Annotated in this window: 20 protein-coding genes and 1 pseudogene; 7 read left to right on the top strand and 14 right to left on the bottom strand. The window is 58.2% G+C overall.

Features of this window, described 5'->3' with window-relative positions:
* Positions 1-190 precede the first annotated feature (190 nt).
* Together N7578_RS19145 and N7578_RS19140 are read right to left on the bottom strand one after the other, a co-directional pair.
* The gene (locus tag N7578_RS19145; protein ID WP_311111813.1) at positions 191-448 is read right to left on the bottom strand and encodes a hypothetical protein; all 258 of its coding nucleotides are present in this window, start codon (positions 446-448) and stop codon (positions 191-193) included.
* Positions 449-634: 186 nt separating this feature from the next.
* Positions 635-1564, bottom strand: a complete 930-nt coding sequence (locus tag N7578_RS19140; protein ID WP_311111812.1) for an EAL domain-containing protein — start codon at positions 1562-1564, stop codon at positions 635-637.
* Between the two features lie 208 nt (positions 1565-1772).
* Here N7578_RS19140 and N7578_RS19135 point away from each other — a divergent pair, with 208 nt between their 5' ends.
* Positions 1773-2975 carry a pyridoxal phosphate-dependent aminotransferase gene (locus N7578_RS19135; RefSeq protein ID WP_311111811.1) on the top strand — a complete coding sequence of 401 codons (1203 nt, stop codon included), beginning with the start codon at positions 1773-1775 and terminating at the stop codon, positions 2973-2975.
* A 61-nt stretch (positions 2976-3036) separates the two neighbouring features.
* Here the strand turns inward: N7578_RS19135 and N7578_RS19130 are convergent, their stop codons facing one another.
* Positions 3037-4143 carry a calcium:proton antiporter gene (locus tag N7578_RS19130; RefSeq protein ID WP_311111810.1) on the bottom strand — a complete coding sequence of 369 codons (1107 nt, stop codon included), beginning with the start codon at positions 4141-4143 and terminating at the stop codon, positions 3037-3039.
* Between the two features lie 191 nt (positions 4144-4334).
* On the opposite strand from N7578_RS19130, the gene N7578_RS19125 reads away from it, so the two are divergent.
* Complete coding sequence (locus N7578_RS19125; protein WP_311111809.1) at positions 4335-4607, top strand: DUF2188 domain-containing protein; 273 nt, start codon at positions 4335-4337, stop codon at positions 4605-4607.
* 6 nt (positions 4608-4613) lie between these two features.
* On the opposite strand, the gene N7578_RS19120 is transcribed toward N7578_RS19125, so the two are convergent.
* Positions 4614-5558 carry a LysR family transcriptional regulator gene (locus N7578_RS19120; protein WP_311111808.1) on the bottom strand — a complete coding sequence of 315 codons (945 nt, stop codon included), beginning with the start codon at positions 5556-5558 and terminating at the stop codon, positions 4614-4616.
* Positions 5559-5648: 90 nt separating this feature from the next.
* Between N7578_RS19120 and N7578_RS19115 the strand changes: the two genes are divergently transcribed.
* Together N7578_RS19115 and N7578_RS19110 are read left to right on the top strand one after the other, a co-directional pair.
* Positions 5649-6692, top strand: a complete 1044-nt coding sequence (locus tag N7578_RS19115; protein ID WP_311111807.1) for an NAD-dependent epimerase/dehydratase family protein — start codon at positions 5649-5651, stop codon at positions 6690-6692.
* Positions 6689-7078 (top strand): DUF6220 domain-containing protein, encoded by a 390-nt coding sequence (locus N7578_RS19110; RefSeq protein ID WP_311111806.1) that lies wholly within the window; start codon positions 6689-6691, stop codon positions 7076-7078. Before N7578_RS19115 ends, N7578_RS19110 begins: the two co-directional genes overlap by 4 nt.
* Positions 7079-7126: 48 nt before the next feature.
* Here the strand turns inward: N7578_RS19110 and N7578_RS19105 are convergent, their stop codons facing one another.
* The 5 genes from N7578_RS19105 to trxB all read right to left on the bottom strand — a co-directional run bounded on the left by N7578_RS19105 (position 7127) and on the right by trxB (position 11142).
* Entirely contained in the window at positions 7127-8239 is a 1113-nt protein-coding gene (locus N7578_RS19105; RefSeq protein WP_311111805.1) for an alkene reductase, read from the bottom strand.
* A gap of 71 nt (positions 8240-8310) precedes the next feature.
* On the bottom strand, positions 8311-8601 hold the full coding sequence (locus tag N7578_RS19100) for a metalloregulator ArsR/SmtB family transcription factor (protein ID WP_311111804.1): 291 nt from the start codon (positions 8599-8601) through the stop codon (positions 8311-8313).
* 158 nt (positions 8602-8759) lie between these two features.
* Positions 8760-9200, bottom strand: a complete 441-nt coding sequence (locus N7578_RS19095; protein ID WP_311111803.1) for a hypothetical protein — start codon at positions 9198-9200, stop codon at positions 8760-8762.
* Between the two features lie 46 nt (positions 9201-9246).
* On the bottom strand, positions 9247-10143 hold the full coding sequence (locus N7578_RS19090) for a LysR family transcriptional regulator VtlR (RefSeq protein ID WP_311112558.1): 897 nt from the start codon (positions 10141-10143) through the stop codon (positions 9247-9249).
* A 24-nt stretch (positions 10144-10167) separates the two neighbouring features.
* Positions 10168-11142 carry a thioredoxin-disulfide reductase gene (gene trxB, locus N7578_RS19085; RefSeq protein ID WP_311111802.1) on the bottom strand — a complete coding sequence of 325 codons (975 nt, stop codon included), beginning with the start codon at positions 11140-11142 and terminating at the stop codon, positions 10168-10170.
* Positions 11143-11358: 216 nt separating this feature from the next.
* Between trxB and N7578_RS19080 the strand changes: the two genes are divergently transcribed.
* Positions 11359-11826 (top strand): Lrp/AsnC family transcriptional regulator, encoded by a 468-nt coding sequence (locus tag N7578_RS19080; protein ID WP_311111801.1) that lies wholly within the window; start codon positions 11359-11361, stop codon positions 11824-11826.
* A 101-nt stretch (positions 11827-11927) separates the two neighbouring features.
* Here N7578_RS19080 and N7578_RS23785 read toward each other — a convergent pair whose 3' ends face one another.
* The 3 genes and pseudogenes from N7578_RS23785 to greA all read right to left on the bottom strand — a co-directional run bounded on the left by N7578_RS23785 (position 11928) and on the right by greA (position 14603).
* Positions 11928-12701, bottom strand: coding sequence for a glycosyltransferase (locus N7578_RS23785; protein WP_422646734.1), 774 nt, complete (start codon positions 12699-12701; stop codon positions 11928-11930).
* 231 nt (positions 12702-12932) lie between these two features.
* A pseudogene (locus N7578_RS19075) lies at positions 12933-14042 on the bottom strand (glycosyltransferase family 4 protein); the annotation flags it as partial.
* An 84-nt stretch (positions 14043-14126) separates the two neighbouring features.
* Complete coding sequence (gene greA, locus N7578_RS19070; RefSeq protein WP_138791056.1) at positions 14127-14603, bottom strand: transcription elongation factor GreA; 477 nt, start codon at positions 14601-14603, stop codon at positions 14127-14129.
* 221 nt (positions 14604-14824) lie between these two features.
* On the opposite strand from greA, the gene N7578_RS19065 reads away from it, so the two are divergent.
* Positions 14825-16057, top strand: coding sequence for a putative DNA modification/repair radical SAM protein (locus tag N7578_RS19065; protein WP_311111800.1), 1233 nt, complete (start codon positions 14825-14827; stop codon positions 16055-16057).
* Positions 16057-17523: a UdgX family uracil-DNA binding protein gene (locus N7578_RS19060; RefSeq protein WP_311112557.1), complete on the top strand. Its 1467-nt coding sequence runs from the start codon at positions 16057-16059 to the stop codon at positions 17521-17523. The genes N7578_RS19065 and N7578_RS19060 overlap by 1 nt, the downstream gene beginning before the upstream one ends.
* Before the next feature lie 13 nt (positions 17524-17536).
* On the opposite strand, the gene N7578_RS19055 is transcribed toward N7578_RS19060, so the two are convergent.
* Together N7578_RS19055 and N7578_RS19050 are read right to left on the bottom strand one after the other, a co-directional pair.
* Positions 17537-19078, bottom strand: a complete 1542-nt coding sequence (locus N7578_RS19055; RefSeq protein WP_311111799.1) for an MFS transporter — start codon at positions 19076-19078, stop codon at positions 17537-17539.
* Between the two features lie 121 nt (positions 19079-19199).
* Entirely contained in the window at positions 19200-19646 is a 447-nt protein-coding gene (locus tag N7578_RS19050; protein WP_311111798.1) for an SRPBCC domain-containing protein, read from the bottom strand.
* Between the last annotated feature and the right edge of the window lie 30 nt (positions 19647-19676).

Below are 19676 nucleotides of genomic sequence, written 5' to 3'. Positions count from 1 at the left end.
ACCAAAAGCAGAGGAGGAGCCGGATCATGTCGATCTCGCGGCCCTCGGAATTCGGGATTTTATTGAATTGTCGATCCGACGTTTGCCGGTTGCTTTATCAGCAAGGCCACAGCGCTGCAAGCCGGGCGACGGGCGGGCATGAATGACCGAGGGGTCGGGAGCGTGATCCCGCTGGTTGATGCGGCTGTCTTTATTTGTAACGGCGCGCTTCGTCCTTCAGGCTGCGCCGCGTCAGGATCACGCCGCCGATCCCAAGACCGGAAAAGGCGGCAGCTGACAGCACGATCAGCAGCGTGTTGCTTCCGCCGGGTGTGGCGGTAACGGACTGGGGGATGGAAGCGGTCTGCAGGGTGTCAACCATTTCCGTTGCGCCTGCCGATGTCGCGATGCCGGCGGCCATGGTGACGATGACAAGAAAGGCTGCGATTGCCATCCAGACGGAAAACAATGTTCTTTTCGCCCGCAATCTTTCTACGGAAGTCCGGTCGTTGGTAAACATCGTCCAGTTGCCTTTTGTCCCTGCTCTGAACGAACAGAAAAGGCTTTGAAATAGACTGCTTGGAGACGGAAATCGGGCGTTCCACAGTATTTATTGTGGCAATATGAAGGCGCGGGTTAACGGCGGTCCGTGGTGTCAGGCGCCACGCTTTCCAAAGGTTTTCGTCTGCCGTGGCTGGCGAATGTCCGTGAGCCGCTCTTCCTTGAAGAGTGGCTGGCCTGAAATCGCCCGCTCCGCTCTCGTCGACATGTTGAAACGTTCGCCGCTAAGTTCTGGGAAACGCTCATCAAAACTTGTCGGCGCGAGTTCGGGTCTGGCCAGAACATATCCCTGCATCAGCACCACGCCGAGCTCCTCGCAGAGATCGACCTGCCATCGTGATTCCAGTCCTTCGAACACGGGTTCGATACCGTCGTTGCGGAACTGGCTGACGATGAGGCGCAACAATGCGGCGCCTGCCGAGTTGCTCATGAACTCCTGAACCCAGCCCGGCTCGAACTTCACGTAGTCTGGCTTGATGAGCTTGACGCGCTCGATATCGGAGTCGCCTGCGCCATAGTCATCGAGCGCCACGCGAAAGCCGATGTCGTGCATGTGATAGGCGAAATCCGCCACCATGCGGGTATCGGAGGCCTTTTTCTCGGAGATTTCGCAGACGATGCGATCGGCCGTCATGCCAGCCTCGTGGGCAGCAAGGCGCATACGCTCCACCTCCTGCCGCATCTTGGCAGGTGTCTGGAAGAGGCCGGGGTGGAAGTTGACGAAGATGCGCGCGCGGGAACGATCCAGGCAGCCGGTGTTGAGAATGTGAACCGTACGCAGGATGCTGTCGATATTTTCGATGTCTTCCTGTGCGACGAGAGAAAAGAATTCGCCGGGCGTCACCGCCTCCTCGCCGCGATAGGGGCGTACGAGGCCCTCGAAGGAATCGATATCCAGAGGTCCGCGGTCAGTTCTTCGAAATATCGGCTGCAAAGCCGATCTCAAACTGAAGTTGCGGTATGTCGTGCACCAGGTTCCGTTGGCTTCGCGAACGAGACTGGAGAAGATGCTTTTCTGCGCCATATTTTTACCAGCCGCAAAACACACGATTTCACGTCATGATTTTATCGCTGAAGCGTTACTTCCGGGTTAAGCAATATTTAAATCTTCGTTATTCCAAATAGACGGGCTTTTGGCCTTGAAAGACGGCGTGTCTTTCGACATAGAAAATGCCGCAGAAAGCTGCATTTTCCGGCTTCTGCTGATGTCAACTTCAACAGGACCGATAAAAATGGCCTTCCTTGCCGACATTCTTTCCCGCGTAAAGCCATCCGCCACCATCGCCGTTTCGCAGAAAGCTCGCGAATTGCAGGCTCAGGGTCGCGACGTCATTGGCCTTGGCGCAGGTGAGCCGGATTTCGATACGCCCGACAACATCAAGGAAGCAGCCATTGCCGCGATCAACGCGGGCAAAACGAAATACACACCTGTTTCGGGGATTCCGGAACTGCGCAAGGCGATTGCCGAAAAGTTCAAGCGCGAGAACGGCCTGGACTACAAGCCGGAGCAGACGATCGTCGGAACCGGCGGCAAGCAGATTCTCTTCAACGCTTTCATGGCAACGCTGAACCCCGGCGATGAAGTCGTCATTCCGGCCCCGTACTGGGTCAGCTACCCGGAGATGGTGGCGATCTGCGGCGGCACGCCGGTTTTCGTCAACACCACGCTGGAAGACAATTTCAAGCTGAAGCCGGAAGCCCTGGAAAAGGCCATTACGCCGAAGACCAAGTGGTTCATCTTCAACTCGCCGTCCAACCCGTCGGGCGCGGCCTACAGCCATGACGAACTGAAGGCTCTGACCGACGTTCTGCTCAAGCACCCGCATGTCTGGATCCTGACGGACGACATGTACGAGCACTTGACCTACGGCGACTTCAAGTTCGCCACGCCTGTCGAAGTCGAGCCTGCGCTCTACGACCGCACGCTGACCATGAACGGTGTTTCCAAAGCTTACGCGATGACTGGATGGCGTATCGGTTATGCTGCCGGTCCGCTGCCGCTCATCAAGGCCATGGACATGATCCAGGGTCAGCAGACCTCGGGCGCGACCTCCATCGCACAGTGGGCTGCCGTCGAAGCGCTGAACGGAACGCAGGATTTCATTCCGGCGAACAAGAAGATTTTCGAAGGCCGCCGCGATCTGGTCGTTTCCATGCTGAACCAGGCCAAGGGCATCAATTGCCCGACGCCTGAAGGTGCTTTCTACGTCTACCCGTCGTGCGCTGGCCTTATCGGCAAGACGGCTCCGTCCGGCAAGGTTCTCGAAACCGATGAGGATTTCGTCACCGAGCTTCTGGAAACGGAAGGTGTTGCCGTGGTTCACGGCTCGGCCTTCGGTCTTGGCCCGAACTTCCGCATTTCCTACGCGACGTCGGAAGCCCTGCTCGAGGAAGCCTGCAAGCGCATCCAGCGCTTCTGCGCAAATTGCCGCTAAGCACACCGCCTTTTTGAAGAAGCCCGGCAGAGATGCCGGGCTTTTTTTGTTTTCCGGCGGATCAAAGTCCGAGGAAAAGCAGCATGATGAAGGTGGCGAAGAGAATGAAATGCGTCATTCCCTCTATGGCGTTGGTTTCGCCATCGTTGAGGTTGATGGCGGCGGCAATGAGGGTGATGAAAACCATGACGGTCTGCACCGGCGTCATGGCCATGACGAAGGGCTGGCCGGTGTAGAGCGCTATGCCCTCCATCACCGGAACGGTCAGGATCACGGTCGAGAGCGACGCGCCCATGGCGATGTTGACGACTGCCTGCATGCGGTTTCTTAGGGCAGAGCGCAGGGCGGTGAGAATTTCAGGCGATGCCGAAATCGTCGCGACCACGACCGCCATCAGCGCGGGCGGTGCGTTTGATCCCTCGATGCTCTCGGTCAGAAAGGCCGACATGAATTCCGCAAGTACGCCGATCAGCACCACGCCGGCGATGATGAGGCCAATGGACAGCGAAATGCTGCCTTCTTCCTCATCTGTTCCATGACCATCTTCCGCGTGACCACCCGGCTGGGCTCTGCGGGGATAGGCATAACTGAAGAAGTAGCTGTGCGGACCCACCTGCATTTTCAGGAAGAGGGCGTAGAGCGCGATCATGGCAAAGATGGTGAAGGCGGAATAAAAGTGCCACTTCGCTTCGGGTATGAATTCCGGAACGATCATCGATATACCCATGGCGGTCAGGATCATCACGCCATAGGTGCGGGCGGAATCATCATTATAGGGCTGCTCCCCATGACGCAGACCGCCGAGCAACGCGGCGATACCGAGGATGCCGTTGATATCGATCATGACGGCGGAGTAGATCGTGTCGCGCACCAGGGTCGGCGAGCTGGATTCGCTCATGATGATCGCAAGGATCAGAACCTCCACCGCCACTGCCGACAGCGTCAGGATCATCGTGCCGTATGGATCGCCAACCTTGGCGGCGAGTATTTCAGCATGATGTGCGACCCGCATCGATACAAGAACGATCAGACCGATCAGGGCGATAGCGGCGATGAGTGAGGCCGTTTTGCCAGCTTCGAATACCGTATGCTCAGCCAGATAGGCGATAATCGCCGCTGGTATAGCCAGCAGCAACATGCGCTCCTGTCTCAGAATTGAACCTGCCATTGTTTTCCCTTTTCCTGATGATCAGCAGGCTGTGACGTATCGTCTTTCAGATCAAGCAGGATTTGCGTTGACGCGTTTTTGGGAGGATAGTGGTTTGATCGAGGACATGCCGCCCGCGCAGTGGTGTCCGCCGGACGCCACGTTTTGAAGCGCGGTCAATGCCATGTCGCCTGAATCAGGAGGAAGCATGCATGACCAAAGTGGTGTATGAAATCGTGGAACATGATGGAGGTTTTGCCTATCGGCTGAATGGCGCTTATTCCGAAACATTCCCGTCTTATTCCGATGCCGTCCAGGCTGCGCGCATCGTTGCCGCAGAGCAGCAGGTCGGAGGAGATGACGAGGAGATCAGCTATCAGGATGAAGCGGGCCGCTGGCACGAGGAATATAGCCAAGGCGGTGACCGGCCGGAGGCGGAGATCGTGGACAAGACCTCCCGTCAATCGCAGGCAAGACAATATTGAGCGCTTTTACCGCCTCTGGGGCGGCGCGTCCGGGTCCGTCTCTTTCAGATGGGCTTTCAAGCCATCGACAAGCGCGCTGAAAACAGCGCGGCACCTTGGCGACGTCTTCAGGTTCTCGTGCATGGCTACCCAGGTGTGTAGCGGGATGTCGATGTGGTTGATAACGCGCACAAGTTCCGGGTCTTTCTGACCCATTCCGATCTGGCAGACGCCGATGCCGGCGCCGGCGCGGATCATCGCCAGCTGGGCAAGGTTGCTATCTGCGCGGACGGAGAACGAAATCTCCTCAGCGTCAGGAATTTCCGGTTTGAGTGAGCGCATGTTCTGGATCGCCGCACGGATGAACGGCGTCTTACGGTCGAAACCGATCAGGCGATGTTCATCGAGATCATTCATTTCAGCCGGTATCCCGGCTTTTTCCAGATATTTGCGCGTGGCATGAAAACCCAACCGGAAATTACCGATGTATCGCATCACGATCGCGTCCTGCTGCGGCTCGGTCATGCGAATGGCGATATCCGCCTCGCGTCGCAACAGATCCTCCAGCGTGTCGGATAGCGAAAGCTCTATTTCCAGCTTCGGATGCGTTTCCTGCAAAGCGGTGATGATCGAGGGCAGTATTTCCACCCCGATGATATCCGACGCACTGATACGGACCGTACCTTCGATCTTGCCGACTTCGCCGGACGCGGCGCGCATGAGTGCCGATGCGGTGGCCGCCAGATTTTCCGCATAGGGGCGCAGTGCAAGTGCGGCCTCCGTTGGCATCAGTCCATGCGGTGAGCGAATGAACAACGGGAAACCGATTGCTTCTTCCAGCGCTCCGATATGGCGACCGGCGGTCGGCTGGGTAATGCCCAGCTCACGGGCGGCAGCGGAGAGCGAACCATCCCGGAGCACGCCAAGAAAGGTGCGGTAAAAGTCCCAGCTGACGTCGCGGCTCTTTATCATAAGATTTTGTATGACCGATCCACTTATTTCGACAATTTCGTATAATCCAGAACCGCCCGATACTCCAGCGCAGATAATGGAGTGACGGCAATGATTTCTGAAAACAACAAGGTTTCGGTACAGGATGGTACCCGCCTCGCGCTTGTGACCGGGGCGACGGGTGGCGTGGGCGGTGAGATATCGAAGGCGCTCCTGCGACGCGGTTGGCGGGTGAGGGCAATGACACGCCGGGCGATGTCTCTGAAGGTAAAGGGCGATATCGAGTATGTGGCTGGCGATGCGCTGAATCCGCAAGACGTCATGATTGCGGCACAGGGCGCCCATCTGATCGTGCACGCGGTCAACCCACCCGGATATCAGAACTGGGATACGCAGGTTCTGCCGATGCTGGACAACACGATTGCTGCGGCGAAGGCTGTGGGCGCGCGGATCGTGTTTCCCGGCTCGGTCTATAATTTCGGCGCCGATGCCTTTCCGGTTCTGACAGAGGAAAGTCCGCAAAATCCATTCACCCGCAAGGGCGTACTGCGCAAGGAAATGGAGCGACGGCTGAGGGAGGCCTCAGTCCGTGGTGTTCCGGTACTGATTGTCCGAGCCGGTGATTTTTTCGGACCCGGGGCGAAAAACAACTGGTTTTCGCAGATGCTGGTCCGTCCTGGCAAACCCGTTCGCAGCGTCTCGAACCCCGCCTATCCTCATGCGGGGCATCAGTGGGCCTATCTGCCGGATGTTGCCGAAACAATCGGCCGGCTGCTGGATCGGGCAGATGAGCTTTCGACCTTTGCGGTCTTTCATATGGACGGTTTCTGGGATTTCGACGGCGTTCAGCTCGTCAGGGCTATCGAGCGTGTTTCCGGCGATCCCGTCAGGATGCGTCGGGTGCCATGGCGATTGTTGAAGCTGGCCGCACCATTCGTGCCTTTGTTCCGAGAAGTGGTGGAGATGGAATATCTCTGGCGCATGCCGATCCGGATGAGCAACCGCAGGCTCGTGGAGTTTCTCGGTGAGGAACCGCAAACGCCAATCGACCTAGCCGTGTCGGAAACCCTTGCGGGACTGGGCTGTCTTGAACCGGAACGCGACCTGTCATCGGATGGGCATCACCTTGCCGGGGCAGCGGGGAGGGGGCGATGACCACCCCGACCACGGGCGCGACCGGTCCGTACAAGGTGTTCGTCCTGATTTCGGCAAGCATACCGGTGCTGATTTTCGTGCAGGTGTTGCTGGCGGGATTGTCAATCTATTACGACGGCTCGCTGCTTGAAGCACACAAGGCGCTAGGAATGCTGATTGCGCTTCCTGTCGTTTCCATGGTGCTGCTGGCGCTGCGCTACGACGATCTTCGCCAAAACCTCTCTCGTGCCTCGGTCCTGCTGGTTCTTTACTGCTTGCAGGTCGGGCTGATGAGCATCGGCCGGGAAGCGGGCAACGGTTTTCTTCAGGCGCTGCATGTGCCCAATGCATTTATCATAGGCGCATTTTCCGATTTCGTGGCACGGCAGGCGCGAAAGCGTCTTTGAACTGTAAACACCGCGCTTCTTTACGAAAGCGCGGTGTCCGGTATTTTATCAGGCGAGGGCCGGATAGTCCGTGTAACCCTGCGCGCCGCCGCCGTAGAAGGTCGGCTGGTTGGGTTCATTCAGCGGCGCACCGGTCTTCAGACGCAGAACCAGATCCGGGTTGGCGATGAAAGCCTTGCCGAAGGCGACCGCATCGACCTTGCCATCCCCGACGGCCGCGATTGCCGTTTCGCGGTCGTAACCGTTGTTAGCGATCCACAGACCCTTGCCGCCAGCATTGCGATAGGCAGTCTTGAAGGCGTCATAGTCGAAAGGCTTGTCGCCCTGCTTGAAATCACGCGGGCCGCCGGTTGCACCCTCAACGACGTGGATGAAGGCAAGGCCACGGCTGCCGAGTTGTTCGGCAACGTAGTCGTAAAGCGGCTGGGGATCGGCTTCGAAGATATCGTTTGCGGGTGTCACAGGAGAGAGGCGGATGCCGGTGCGACCCGCGCCGATTTCCTTGGCCACCGTATCAACGACTTCCACCAGGAAGCGGGCGCGGTTCTCGATGGACCCGCCGTACTGGTCGGTGCGCTCGTTGGTGCTGGACTTCAGAAACTGCTCGATCAGATATCCGTTGGCGGCATGAATTTCCACGCCGTCAAAGCCCGCATCCAGTGCGGCACGCGCGCCGGTGCGGTAATCTTCCAGAATAAGTCCGATGTCATCAAGGGTCAGGGCACGCGGCTCAGAGGTTTCGGCAAATGCGCCGGTGCCGTCGTCATTGATGATATAGGTCTTGGACTTGGCGCGGATTGCGGACGGTGCCACTGGCTGGCCGCCATGCGGCTGCAGCGAGGTGTGCGAGATGCGGCCGACGTGCCAGATCTGGGCGACGATGCGCCCGCCAGCGGCGTGCACGCTATCCGTCACCTTTTTCCAGCCCTCGATGGCTTCCTTTTTGTATAGGCCGGGAACATCGGCATAACCCTGGCCCTGCTGGGAAATCGGGGTGCCTTCCGTCACGATCAGCCCGGCCGTCGCGCGCTGTTCGTAGTAGGTGACGTTCAGGTTGTTGGGGATTGCACCCGGCGAACGGTTACGGGTAAGGGGTGCCATGACGATGCGGTTGGAAAGCGTGATATCGCCGGCCTGTGCCGGTTCGAAAAGACTGGTCATACGACTTCACTTTCTGGTCGGTTGGCAAAGTTGCGCGGTCATCCGCGCAAGCGGCTCGAAGCTTGGGAGGCTCAGAGGTTCTTTTTCAGATAGTCGAGAAATGCGTCGATCGTTTCCTCGTTCCGTTCAAAAAATACCCACTGGCCGACCTTCTTCGATTTGATGAGGCCAGCGCCCTGCAGGATTGCGAGATGCGAAGAGACTGTCGATTGGGACAGTCCGCCGACCTGAAACTGGTTGGCGCACACCCCCATGCTGAACGGATGATCCTGGCAAAAATGTTTTTCCGGGTGTTTCAGCCACTCCAGAAATTTCAGTCTTGCCGGATGCGAGATGGCTTTGAGGATGTCCTCCGGGTTCATTGGCGTTTCTCTTAAATCTGATATTGGCGATTTATATATCGATAAATTCCGATATTAAACTCACACTTCCGTGAACGGTGCCGGCGACTGTCTAGAAGGGATTGGCGCAACCCATGAAGCCTGACCAGGAATGTGGCCGTCAGGAAAAAAGAAGGCCGCTAGATTTCTCCGCGGCCTGATAGTTTGAAGGTCAAAAACCTCCAGAGGGGAACAGCTGCCCAGCGCGTAAACGTCAACCGCGGCAGCTGACTTACATATGGGATTGCAGCGGTTGCAAAACAAGGTTGTATTTCGCGGTATTCTGGAGAATTGCGGAAAATTATTGCGGGCAAAAAAAGAGGGCCACCGGAAAGATCCAGGGCCCTTTTAAGTGTGAAGGTTAAAAACCTCCAGAGGGGAACAGCTGATGCGGTGGAACTGGGAGGAAAGCCACCGTGTGCATCAGCTGAGTGCGATATGGTGCTTTTTTGTGCAGCCATCAACTCTTTTTTGTGCAGGTCAGGCATGCGCTCTGTGCAATTCTGCATGTTTCCGGTATATTTTTTATGCAAATCTGTCCGGTCACGCACAGTTTGAGAGCCCTCGGGATTGTCGCCCAACGGCTTGATCCTGCTTGCTGATGTTCTGTTGCACCCTGTTTTTGCGTCAGAAGTTCCAGTTGCGCGCCTTGGCAACGATGAAATCTCTGAATGCTTTCAGTTTTGCAGCGTTTTTCATCTCGTCAGGATAACAGAAGTAGGTATCGAACGAGGGAATATCCGCCGCCAGCGACAGCTGTATTAGGCCTGGATCGCGCCCGACGATGTAATCCGGCAAGCAGGCAATGCCTATACCCAGCAGGCACGCCCGCTTGATCGAGGTCTGGCTGTTGATCTGCAGGTGCGGTGTGCGGGTGTTGTCGGATGAACGTCCTGCATTCTCCAGCCAGTTGACGTCCAGCAGGTAGTTGGGGGCCGGTTCGCCGAACGAGATGATCTTGTGGTTGTCCAGATCCTCGATCGATTGCGGCTCGCCATAGCGGTTGATGTAGGACGGGGCGGCGTAGACATGCATGTGCACCGTAAACAGCTTGCGCTGGATGAGATCCGATTGCTGCGGCTGACGCAGACGGATCGCGCAGTCTGCGTGCCGCATGTTCACGTCCAGCTCCTCGTTGTCGAGAATGAGCTGGATGGACATTTCAGGGTAAAGCTGCAGGAACTCCTGCACCTTGTCCGTCAGCCATCCCTGACCAAGACCCACCGTGGTGGTAACACGCAGCTTGCCGCTCGGCTTCTCCGTCGTCTCGGTCAACTGCATCTTGACGGTTTCAAGCTTCAGCAGCACGTCATGGGCGGTGCGATACAGAAGCTCGCCCTGTTCGGTGAGGATCAGACCTCTGGCGTGGCGGTGGAACAGCTTGACGCCGACGTCCTGCTCCAGTGCGCTGACCTGACGGCTGATGGCCGACTGGGACAGATGCAGCTTGTCTGCCGCATGGGTAAACGAACCCGCCTCCGCGGCAGCATGGAAAATGCGCAGTTTGTCCCAGTCCAATGGCATTGCCATGCCTACCCTGCCTTTCGGTTATTCGGCTGCGACTGCAAGCGGTTGTTGTGCGGTCAGATAACGTTCGGCCTCAAGCGCTGCCATGCAGCCCATGCCGGCGGCGGTGATGGCCTGGCGATAGGTGTCGTCGGTGACGTCACCGGCGGCAAAGATGCCTTCCACGCTGGTGGCGGTGGAATCGGGCGCTGTCCACATGTAGCCATTGTCCTTGAGCTTCACCTTGCCCTTGAACAGTTCCACGGCCGGAGCGTGGCCGATTGCCACAAAGACGCCATCGATCGGCATCTCGGTGATCTCGCCGGTTTTCGTGTCACGCAGCTTCGCACCGGAAACGGACGGTGGCATCGGCGGCTTGGCGGGGGCGCCCGTGATCTCGGCCACTTCCGTGTTCCACATCACATTGACGTTTTCCTTGGCGAACAGGCGCTCCTGAAGGATCTTTTCGGAGCGGAAGCTGTCACGGCGATGCACGACCGTCACGGTTTTGGCGATATGGGCGAGATACAGCGCCTCCTCGACAGCGGAGTTTCCGCCACCCACGACGATGACATCCTTGTTGCGGTAGAAAAAACCGTCGCAGGTTGCGCAGGCCGAAACGCCGAAGCCCTGGAAATGCTGCTCGCTTTCAATGCCGAGCCACTTGGCCTTGGCGCCGGTGGCGATAATCAGCGTATCAGCGGTCCAGACCTGGCCGGAATCCGTGCGAACCACGAACGGGCGTGCCGTGGTCTCGACCTCGGTCACAAGGTCGTTGACGATTTCAGCGCCGACATGGGTTGCCTGCTTGAGCATCTGATCCATCAGCCAAGGGCCCTGGATCGGATCGGCAAAGCCTGGATAATTCTCGACGTCGGTGGTGATCATCAGCTGACCACCCTGTTCCATGCCTGCGATCAGGACAGGTTTCAGCATCGCGCGCGCAGCGTAGATCGCGGCTGTGTAGCCGGCGGGGCCGGAGCCGATGATGAGGACCTTGGTGTGGCGGGCAGACATGGGGTGTTCCTTTCAGCGGGATGGGCGAGACAATGCCGCAACCCTTCAATTGCCGGTATTTAAGGTTGTCTAGTGCCTTTATTCAAGGGCAGCCTTGCGTTACCAACAAGGCAGTTGTGGATCTGCGTGTAATTTTGTGTCCGCGTAGCGGCATATTCTTGCGAATCCTGCCCCGAATAGTACAAGGAAGTACCCCGCCGAATAAGGAAATGTCCCGTGTCCAGCGTCGAACTCGATGCCATCGATCTGAAAATACTGCGCGAATTGCAACGTGACGGTCGTATGACCAATGTCGAGCTCGCCGAACGGGTCGGCATATCGGCGCCGCCGTGTCTGAGGCGTGTGCGCAAACTCGAAGAGGCGGGTGTCATCGAAGGCTATCACGCCATGTTAAACGCGCCGAAGCTTGGTTTCGACCTCGTCGCTTTCTGCATGGTCGGACTCAAGCGCCAGTCGGACAGCAACCTCAAGGCATTCGCCGCTGCAACGACCGGATGGTCGCTCGTGCGGCAGGCATGGATGGTTTCCGGCGAAAGCGATTTTCTTCTGCATTGCGTGGCGAAGAACCTCACCGAGTTTCAGGATTTCGTCATCGAGGTTCTGACCGCCGACGAAAATGTCGACACCGTGCGTACCATGCTGACGATCCGTCAGGTCAAGCGCGTCGGTCTGGTCGAGGTCTGAACCGGCAGATCACTTTCATTTTTTGATCCATCAGCCTGATGTCGCAAGTATGACGACCGCGGCTGTCGAGGGCTGACTGCTGCTCGCACCTTCGCGGTCGTTCATTGGTTTTCTTGCGGTTGATCGGCCTTCTGTCGTTCATCTGTTTCCGTTTTCCCGTTATCGGGTCTGAAAATGGAGCGCACACGGGTACGGAAATCGGCCTGGATTTTCTCGTAGCTTTTCCGAGCACTGCGCCCAAGTTCTGCTTTCTCTGTCTCGGAAAGCGCGATGGCCGTCACGACCGCTTTTTCCAGCGCTGCCGGATCGACGAAGAAGCAGGTTCCGAGATGGCGCGGCTCACTGCGGATACAGGCTACGGGAATACCGTTCTGGGCCGTGACAAGCTCATTCATCGGTGGTGCATCGGTGGCGATAACGAGTGCACCCGTCGACAGGCTTTCCACCATATGGTGGCCCCAGCCTTCGGCGCGGGAAGGACAAAGGTGTATGCCGATGCCGTTCTGGAGCTTCTTTAGCTCGCCGTCCTCAAGATAACCACTGATGAGGGTGACGTTGGCCGGAACGCTCTTCGGTGCCAGATGCTCCTTCTGGACCAGTGTCAGTTCTGGCCATTCGGGATGTTTCTCCCACAGTGCCAGAATGTCTTCCGTTCCTTTCAGCGTGCTGCCGCCTGCGACGTGCAGGAAGCGGCTCCAGTCACGAGGAACGGATGCGTCCAGCCTGTCTTCAGAGGTGAAGCCGAGATAGGCGGTCTGCGCGCCAAGCGACCGGAAAATTTCTTCCGCGTGGCGCGTTTTGGCGAGCACGAGGTCTATTTTTTTCAGGCGGCGCAGATGGCGGCGTGGAAAGCGTTCCTGATTGGGAATGACCATATGTGTGTCGGCTGCCGAGAACCAGCGAGGGAAGACCCGCTCGTTGTGGATTGCAAGGCGTGCGCGGCGGACACGGAAAAGGCGTTCCAGCCAGGAGCGGCTGCGGATGCCTGCACTTGCGCTCTGTCCGCCGGTCGCTGTTTCCGCCATGTTGGCCAGAAGAAGCTCAATGTCCTTGGTTAACCCGAATTTCGAGTCCTTGCCGATCATCAGCGTGTCAAGCAAGTTGCCCCTGAGTGAGGCGGCATAGACTTCGGCAATGGATCGTGCTTCCCCTTCAATGCTGAAGCGGGAAGTCGCGTGTCCGCGGCCGTTGCGCCCGGCGGCAAGGCGACGAACGTCGTCATCCATGAAGCCGGTGGTGGCGGCCACCATCGCGTCGAGGTCGTTGGCAGCAATTATCGCGCCCGTCTCATTCGAGTGGGTTGCGACAAGCTCACTGAAGGCGCCGACGTCTGTCGCAACGACGGGAACGCCGCTTGCCATGGCTTCCAGCGGCGTCAGGCCAAATCCTTCCCAACGCTGCGGGGCGACGAAGAGGTCGAGTGCGCGATACCACTCGTTGATGTTCGTGTGCTCGCCAACGAAATTTATACGGTCGGAAAGGCCGGCAGCGCGCACCTTGTCCTTGAGTCCGTTCTCGAACTCCACATGGTCCGCGGTAGCACGACCGGCCACGATGGCCGACCAGCCCGGGCGGCCCGGCAGGAGGCGGATCATCGCGTCGACAAACAGGTCCGTGCCCTTCTGATGGCGTACGCGTCCGAAGCAGCCGACGTAATTCAGCGCAGGATCAAGGCCGAGGGTACTTTTCGCGGCAGCCTTGTCGGAAGCGGGGGAAAAGCGCGCGGAATCCACGCCGTGCATGACGACTGTGGCGGGGACGTCAAGATAGGCTGCCGTCTTCGAACTGGTCGCAATGACGGCGTCCATCCTCGATACCAGGAATTTCGTCCAGCTGCTGTGCTTGCGTTGCGAGGCGGAGGTAAAGACAAGGGTCAGCTTCATGCGAAGCAAGTCGCGCATGAAGATGCCGGGCAGCATTTCGAGATTGCGCCGGGCATGCCAAGTACGTGGGCCCCCAAGCGGACCGGGCTGCCATAGTCGCCAGAGGTCGCGGAAACGGACGTGCGGCAGATGATCCGGCAACCCGGGACCAATCGTTGCAACGTTCTGCCCCAGCCGGTTCTGGGTGGGAATGAGCTGAATGATGGTGGACGTTACGCCGGAAAGCCTGCGCTTGAAATTCGGTGCCAGCACCTGCACGTCTTTGAGATCGACCCGAGACAAATTGATGTTCCGTCTTTTCCGCCAAAGCAGGTTCTGCTCGAATGAAGCCATCCGAGCGGAACGAAGATGTGTCATTTCAAGGGAGAACCGGCGTTGGCTGCGCATTCATCGGAATGCGCAGCGCGCAGTCAGAAATCAGCCCCACTGAACGGCGAGGATTTCATAGCCCCGTGCGCCGCCCGGTGCGTTGACTTCGATGCTGTCGCCGACTTCCTTGCCGATAAGAGCGCGGGCGATGGGCGACGAGATGGAGATGCGGCCAGCCTTCACGTCGGCTTCCTGATCGCCGACGATCTGGTAGGTCTTTTCCTCGTCGCTGTCTTCATCGACCAGTTTTACGGTGGCGCCGAACTTGATCTTCGAGCCGGACATCTTCGACAGGTCGATGACTTCGGCGCGAGCCGTCAGATCTTCCAGCTCGGTGATGCGGCCTTCGTTGTGGCTCTGCGCTTCCTTGGCGGCGTGGTACTCGGCGTTTTCCGAAAGGTCGCCATGGGCGCGCGCTTCCGAAATCGCTTCGATGATGCGCGGACGCTCCTCCTGCTGGCGCCAACGCAGTTCTTCCTGCAACTTGACGAATCCACCCTGAGTCATCGGTACTTTCTCTACCATTTCCTATTCCTTCGCATTCGGGCCGCGGTACTCGCAGACACAAAAAGAAACAGGTTCCGGAGCAGGGCTCCGGAACCGTGTCAAAATCAGAATTGAGGCGACTATATCAGAAGACGACAGCGAAATGCCAGAAAATTAAACTTCCGGATAATCGTTATAAAATTCAGTCTTTTAGACGGTTCAATTGACTTTTGCCAATGGAACATATAGAGAACATAGTTATGAAAAAGTCAATCAAAGAGCGGCTTGCCATTCTTTCCGACGCGGCGAAGTACGATGCGTCCTGCGCTTCGAGTGGCACGACAAAACGAAACTCTTCCGCAAGCGGCGGACTTGGCTCGACGGAAGGTTCGGGTATCTGCCACGCCTATGCGCCGGATGGGCGATGCATCTCCCTGTTGAAAATCCTTCTGACCAATTTCTGCATCTATGATTGCGCCTACTGTATCAATCGCTCTTCAAGCAATGTCGAGCGGGCGCGGTTTACGGTTGAGGAGGTCATCTGGCTGACGCTGGAGTTCTACCGGCGCAATTACATCGAAGGTCTTTTCCTGTCCTCCGGGATCATCCGCTCATCGGACCACACGATGGAAGAACTGGTTCGGGTCGCGCGTGAGTTGAGGGTGACCCATGGATTTCGCGGTTACATTCATCTGAAGTCCATCCCGGAAGCCTCATCGCATCTGGTGGAGGAGGCCGGGCTTTACGCCGACCGCCTTTCGATCAACATCGAGCTGCCAACCGATAGCGGCATCGGTCAGTTCGCTCCGGAAAAACACCCTGCCAATATCCGCCGGTCGATGGCCGATATCCGTCTCAAGATCGAGGAGGCGGGTGAGCCGACGCTGAAAACCAGACGTGTGAAGAAATTCGCGCCAGCCGGGCAAAGCACGCAGATGATCGTCGGGGCGGATGGGGCGAGCGACAGCACCATTCTTTCCACCAGCTCCCGGCTTTACGGCAGCTATGGTTTGCGGCGCGTCTATTATTCCGCGTTCAGTCCCATTCCCGATTCGTCGAAAAACCTGCCCCTCATCAAGCCGCCGCTGATGCGGGAACACAGGCTTTATCAGGCGGACTGGCTTTATCGGTTCTACGGCTTCGATATCGGCGAGATTACCTCGACGCAGAAGGATGGCATGCTGGATCTCGATATCGATCCCAAGCTCGCATGGGCGCTTGGCAATCGGCAGACGTTTCCGGTGGATGTGAACAGGGCCGATAAGGAATTGCTGCTTCGCGTGCCGGGTTTCGGTGTCAAAACCGTCAACTCCATCCTGTCGTCGCGGCGGTTCCGCCGGTTGCGGCTGGAAGATCTCGGCCGTTTCGGTGTGTCGCTGAAAAAGGTAAAGGCATTTGTGGTGGCGGATGACTGGACACCGGGGAAGCTGACCGAGCGTCCTGATCTGCGTGCCATGTTCGCGCCGCAGCCGGAACAATTGTCGCTGCTGTGATGTACCGGGTTACATTGGAGGGTCGGGGAGATTTTGGCGAATGGCGCAATGCCGCGCGTGCCTGTCTGGGCGCCGGTGTCGCCCCGGGCGAGATAGACTGGCGGCTTCGGGACGAGGGGGCCGGTCTGTTCGGCTTCGAGGAAGATGCCGTTCTGCCAGCGGACAGGGGCTCCGTGCCCATCAACGTTCCCTCCGCCTTCATGCCACTGGCGGAGGCTGTGATCTGTCACAGCGATCCTTCCCGGTTTGCGCTGATTTACCGTTTGCTCTGGCGGCTGCGTGATGACCGTGCTCTCCTGCAATTCAAGTCGGACCCGGATGTGGCAAGCGCGCGGCAAATGGAAAAATCCGTCCGGCGCGACAGCCATAAGATGACGGCTTTCGTGCGTTTCAAGGAGGTGGCGTTGCCGCAAGGCGAGGCCGGGCGGCGGCGTTTCATCGCATGGTTCGAACCGGACCACTTCATCGTCGAGCGCAAGGCGGATTTCTTTCAGCGGCGCTTTACCGACATGGACTGGTTGATCGCCACGCCCAAAGGTTCGGCGCAGTGGGATGGCATAACACTGCAGACCTCACGGGCAGCAGCGGAAAAGCCCGATCTCTCCGACGAAACGGATGAACTCTGGCGCACCTACTACGCCAACATTTTCAACCCCGCCCGCCTCAAGATCAAGGCGATGACGGCGGAGATGCCAAAGAAGTATTGGAAGAACCTGCCCGAGGCACAGCTTATCCCCGATCTGATTTTGGGCGCCGAAGCGCGCGTGCTGGAAATGGCTGCCAAGGCTGCGACCGAGCCCCAGCTGTTTCATCACCGGCTGCAGACGGCTGCGGAGAACAGGCCCGCACCGATCCTGCCCGATGCCCATACGCTTGAAGGGCTGAGCCATGAGGCACGAGGCTGCACGCTTTGCCCGCTTCATTGCAAGGCGACGCAGACCGTTTTCGGTGAAGGCCCGGCGCGTGCGCAGGTGATGATCGTCGGTGAACAGCCGGGGGATCACGAGGATCTGGCTGGCCGTCCTTTTGTCGGTCCGGCAGGCAAGGTTTTCGATCAGGTTCTGGCGGAAACGGGGATGGACCGCAAAACGCTTTACGTCACCAACGCCGTCAAGCACTTCAAGTATGAAACAAGGGGAAAGAAGCGTATCCACCAACGCCCGGATGCGGGAGAAGTTCAGCGCTGTCGCTGGTGGCTGACGCGGGAAATCGATCTGGTTCAGCCGAAACTTGTCGTTGCGATGGGGGCGACGGCCGTTTTTGCCCTGACCGGCACGAAGGAGAAACTCTCCGACCTGCGGGGCAGGCCCATGCCGATCGACGGTGGCAGGGTGCTGTTTGTTACGGTGCACCCATCCTATCTGCTGCGCATTCCCGATGCGGCAAAACGGTCCGAGGAGTTGCAGCGGTTCAAGGAGGACATGGCGAGCGTCAGACGGTTGGTGGAGGCTGGTTTGTTGGCCTGAGCCGGATGTCATGTCAATGTGAAGCCATGGCCGCTTCATCGATATGGGCTTTCGCATAGATTCGTCTCGCGACCGAAGCAAGCAGCAGCAATGTTACCGATGCCAGCAGGCAGCATGCGGCAAAGCCAAGCGAAAAGCCGTCCCGTGCGACGGCCAGCCATTCCGGTGCGGTCGGTGCGCCGATTGCCTTTGCCGTCTCCACCGCGCCTGCGAGCGTGGATGAGACTGCGGTAATCTGACCTTCGCTGAGGCCGTTCAGGTCCACCTGGTTCATGGCCACACGGTAGATGATCGTGCCGAGGCTGCCCAGAAGCGCGACGCCCAGAGCGCCGCCGAATTCGGCGCTGGTTTCGGAGATCGCTGATGCCGATCCTGCCCGCTCGGGCGGTGCCGTGCCGACGATCAGTCCCGTTGTGGTCAGGATAACCGGGACGAAACCGATGCCGACCAGCATGCTGGCGCAAAGCACGCCATAGATGTTCTGACTGTAGACGGCGGCGGCCATCGCTGTCGTGCCTATGGCGTTGACGACAAGGCCGAGCAGCACCGTTTTTACTGGACCGAAGCGATTGGTGAAGCGGTAGGCCTGAAGCGACATGATGGTGAAAACCAGCGCTGAGGGTACGGACCAGAGGGCCGCCGACAGCGGCGAAAGATCGAGCACCAGCTGCAGAAAGAGGTTCTGGTAGAGAAAAACGCCGAAAACGAAAAACACACCGGCGAGATTGACGACCAGCGAGGCTGTGAAAGCCGGAATACGAAACAGTTGCAGATCGATAAGCGGGTGTGCAAGCCGTTTCTGGCGGCGCACGAACATGAAACCGAAGCCAAGGCCAATCAGGATGGCGAGCGGCTGATCCCCGGCAAAGCCGTATGCCGCCATGTGCTTGAAGCCGTAGATGACCGGTAGCACGGTTCCCAGCGAAAGGATGACGCTCAGGAGATCGATCGTCGCACCTTCGCTGTTCCTGTATTCCGGCAGCAGGAAGGGCGCGACGGCAAGAAGCGCCAGCATGATGGGGATATTGATGAGGAACACCGATCCCCAGTGAAAATGTTGCAGCAGGAAACCGCCGATCAATGGGCCGATCAGACCGCCGAGGGAAAAGGCTGTCCCCCAAATTCCGATGGCGCGGTTCCGCTCCGCCTCGTTCTTGAACATGTTGACGATCAAGGAGAGGGTGGATGGGGCAATCGTCGCCCCCGCAATACCGAGCAGGGCGCGCGATATGATGAGCTGTTGCGACGTTGCGGAAAAGGCGGCAAGCGCGGAGGCGACGCCGAAGGCGAAAGCGCCGATCAGCAAGACGCGCCTGCGTCCGATACGGTCCCCCAGCGTTCCCATCGTCACCAGAAATCCGGCAACCATGAAGCCATAGATGTCGTTGATCCACAGGAGTTCAGAGGCGGAGGGATCGAGGTCCGCAACGATTGCCGGAATGGCGAGGAACAGGACCGACAGATCCATCGAATAGATGAGACAGGCAATGGAAAGGACGAGCAGACCAATCCATTCGCGCTGAGTTGCCTGTTCGTCGTCCCGTGTCGTGTTCATATTCCTGGCTTACCCTGTGCGCGAAGGCTTTTCTGCAAATGCGAAAACGAGCAAACGTCAAAAAAGATGCCGGATCAACGCCGGGAAGTGCTGCGGCCGGTATTCGCCGCGACGTGGCGCGTTATCCGTTCCTCGATATCTGGCGAAGAACCTCTTCCAGACGGTCGAAGTTCTGTTCGTTGGCGGCTGCGATGAATTTCCGGATCTGCAGGTTTTCATCCGTCGCATCGAACAGCATGCGCCAGTTGAGCAGGGTGCCGTCTGCCTGTTCGGTCAAGTCCATTTCCATGACGTAGACGTGCATCGGCTCGTGATGTTCGAAGACGATGCGCTTTGGCGCGGTGATTTCCCGAAACGTGGAGGTGTTGTGAAAATCGGTACCGTCGGAGGCTGTCATGGTGATCTGCCATGTGCCGCCGGGCCGGAAATCGAATGCTCCGATTTTATTGGTGAAGCCGTGCGGCCCCCACCATTGCGCCAGCAGTTCAGGTTCGGCGAAGGCACGAAACAGGGTGTCGCCATCGACAGGAAACAGCCGTTCGTTCAGAACCTCCATCTTGTCGGTCATGCCGTATCTCCAAAACCATGCGCCCGGCAA

The organism is Agrobacterium tumefaciens, from assembly GCF_031801495.1.
GTDB lineage: Bacteria > Pseudomonadota > Alphaproteobacteria > Rhizobiales > Rhizobiaceae > Agrobacterium > Agrobacterium tumefaciens_K.
This window is presented reverse-complemented; position numbering and strand designations above follow the sequence as displayed.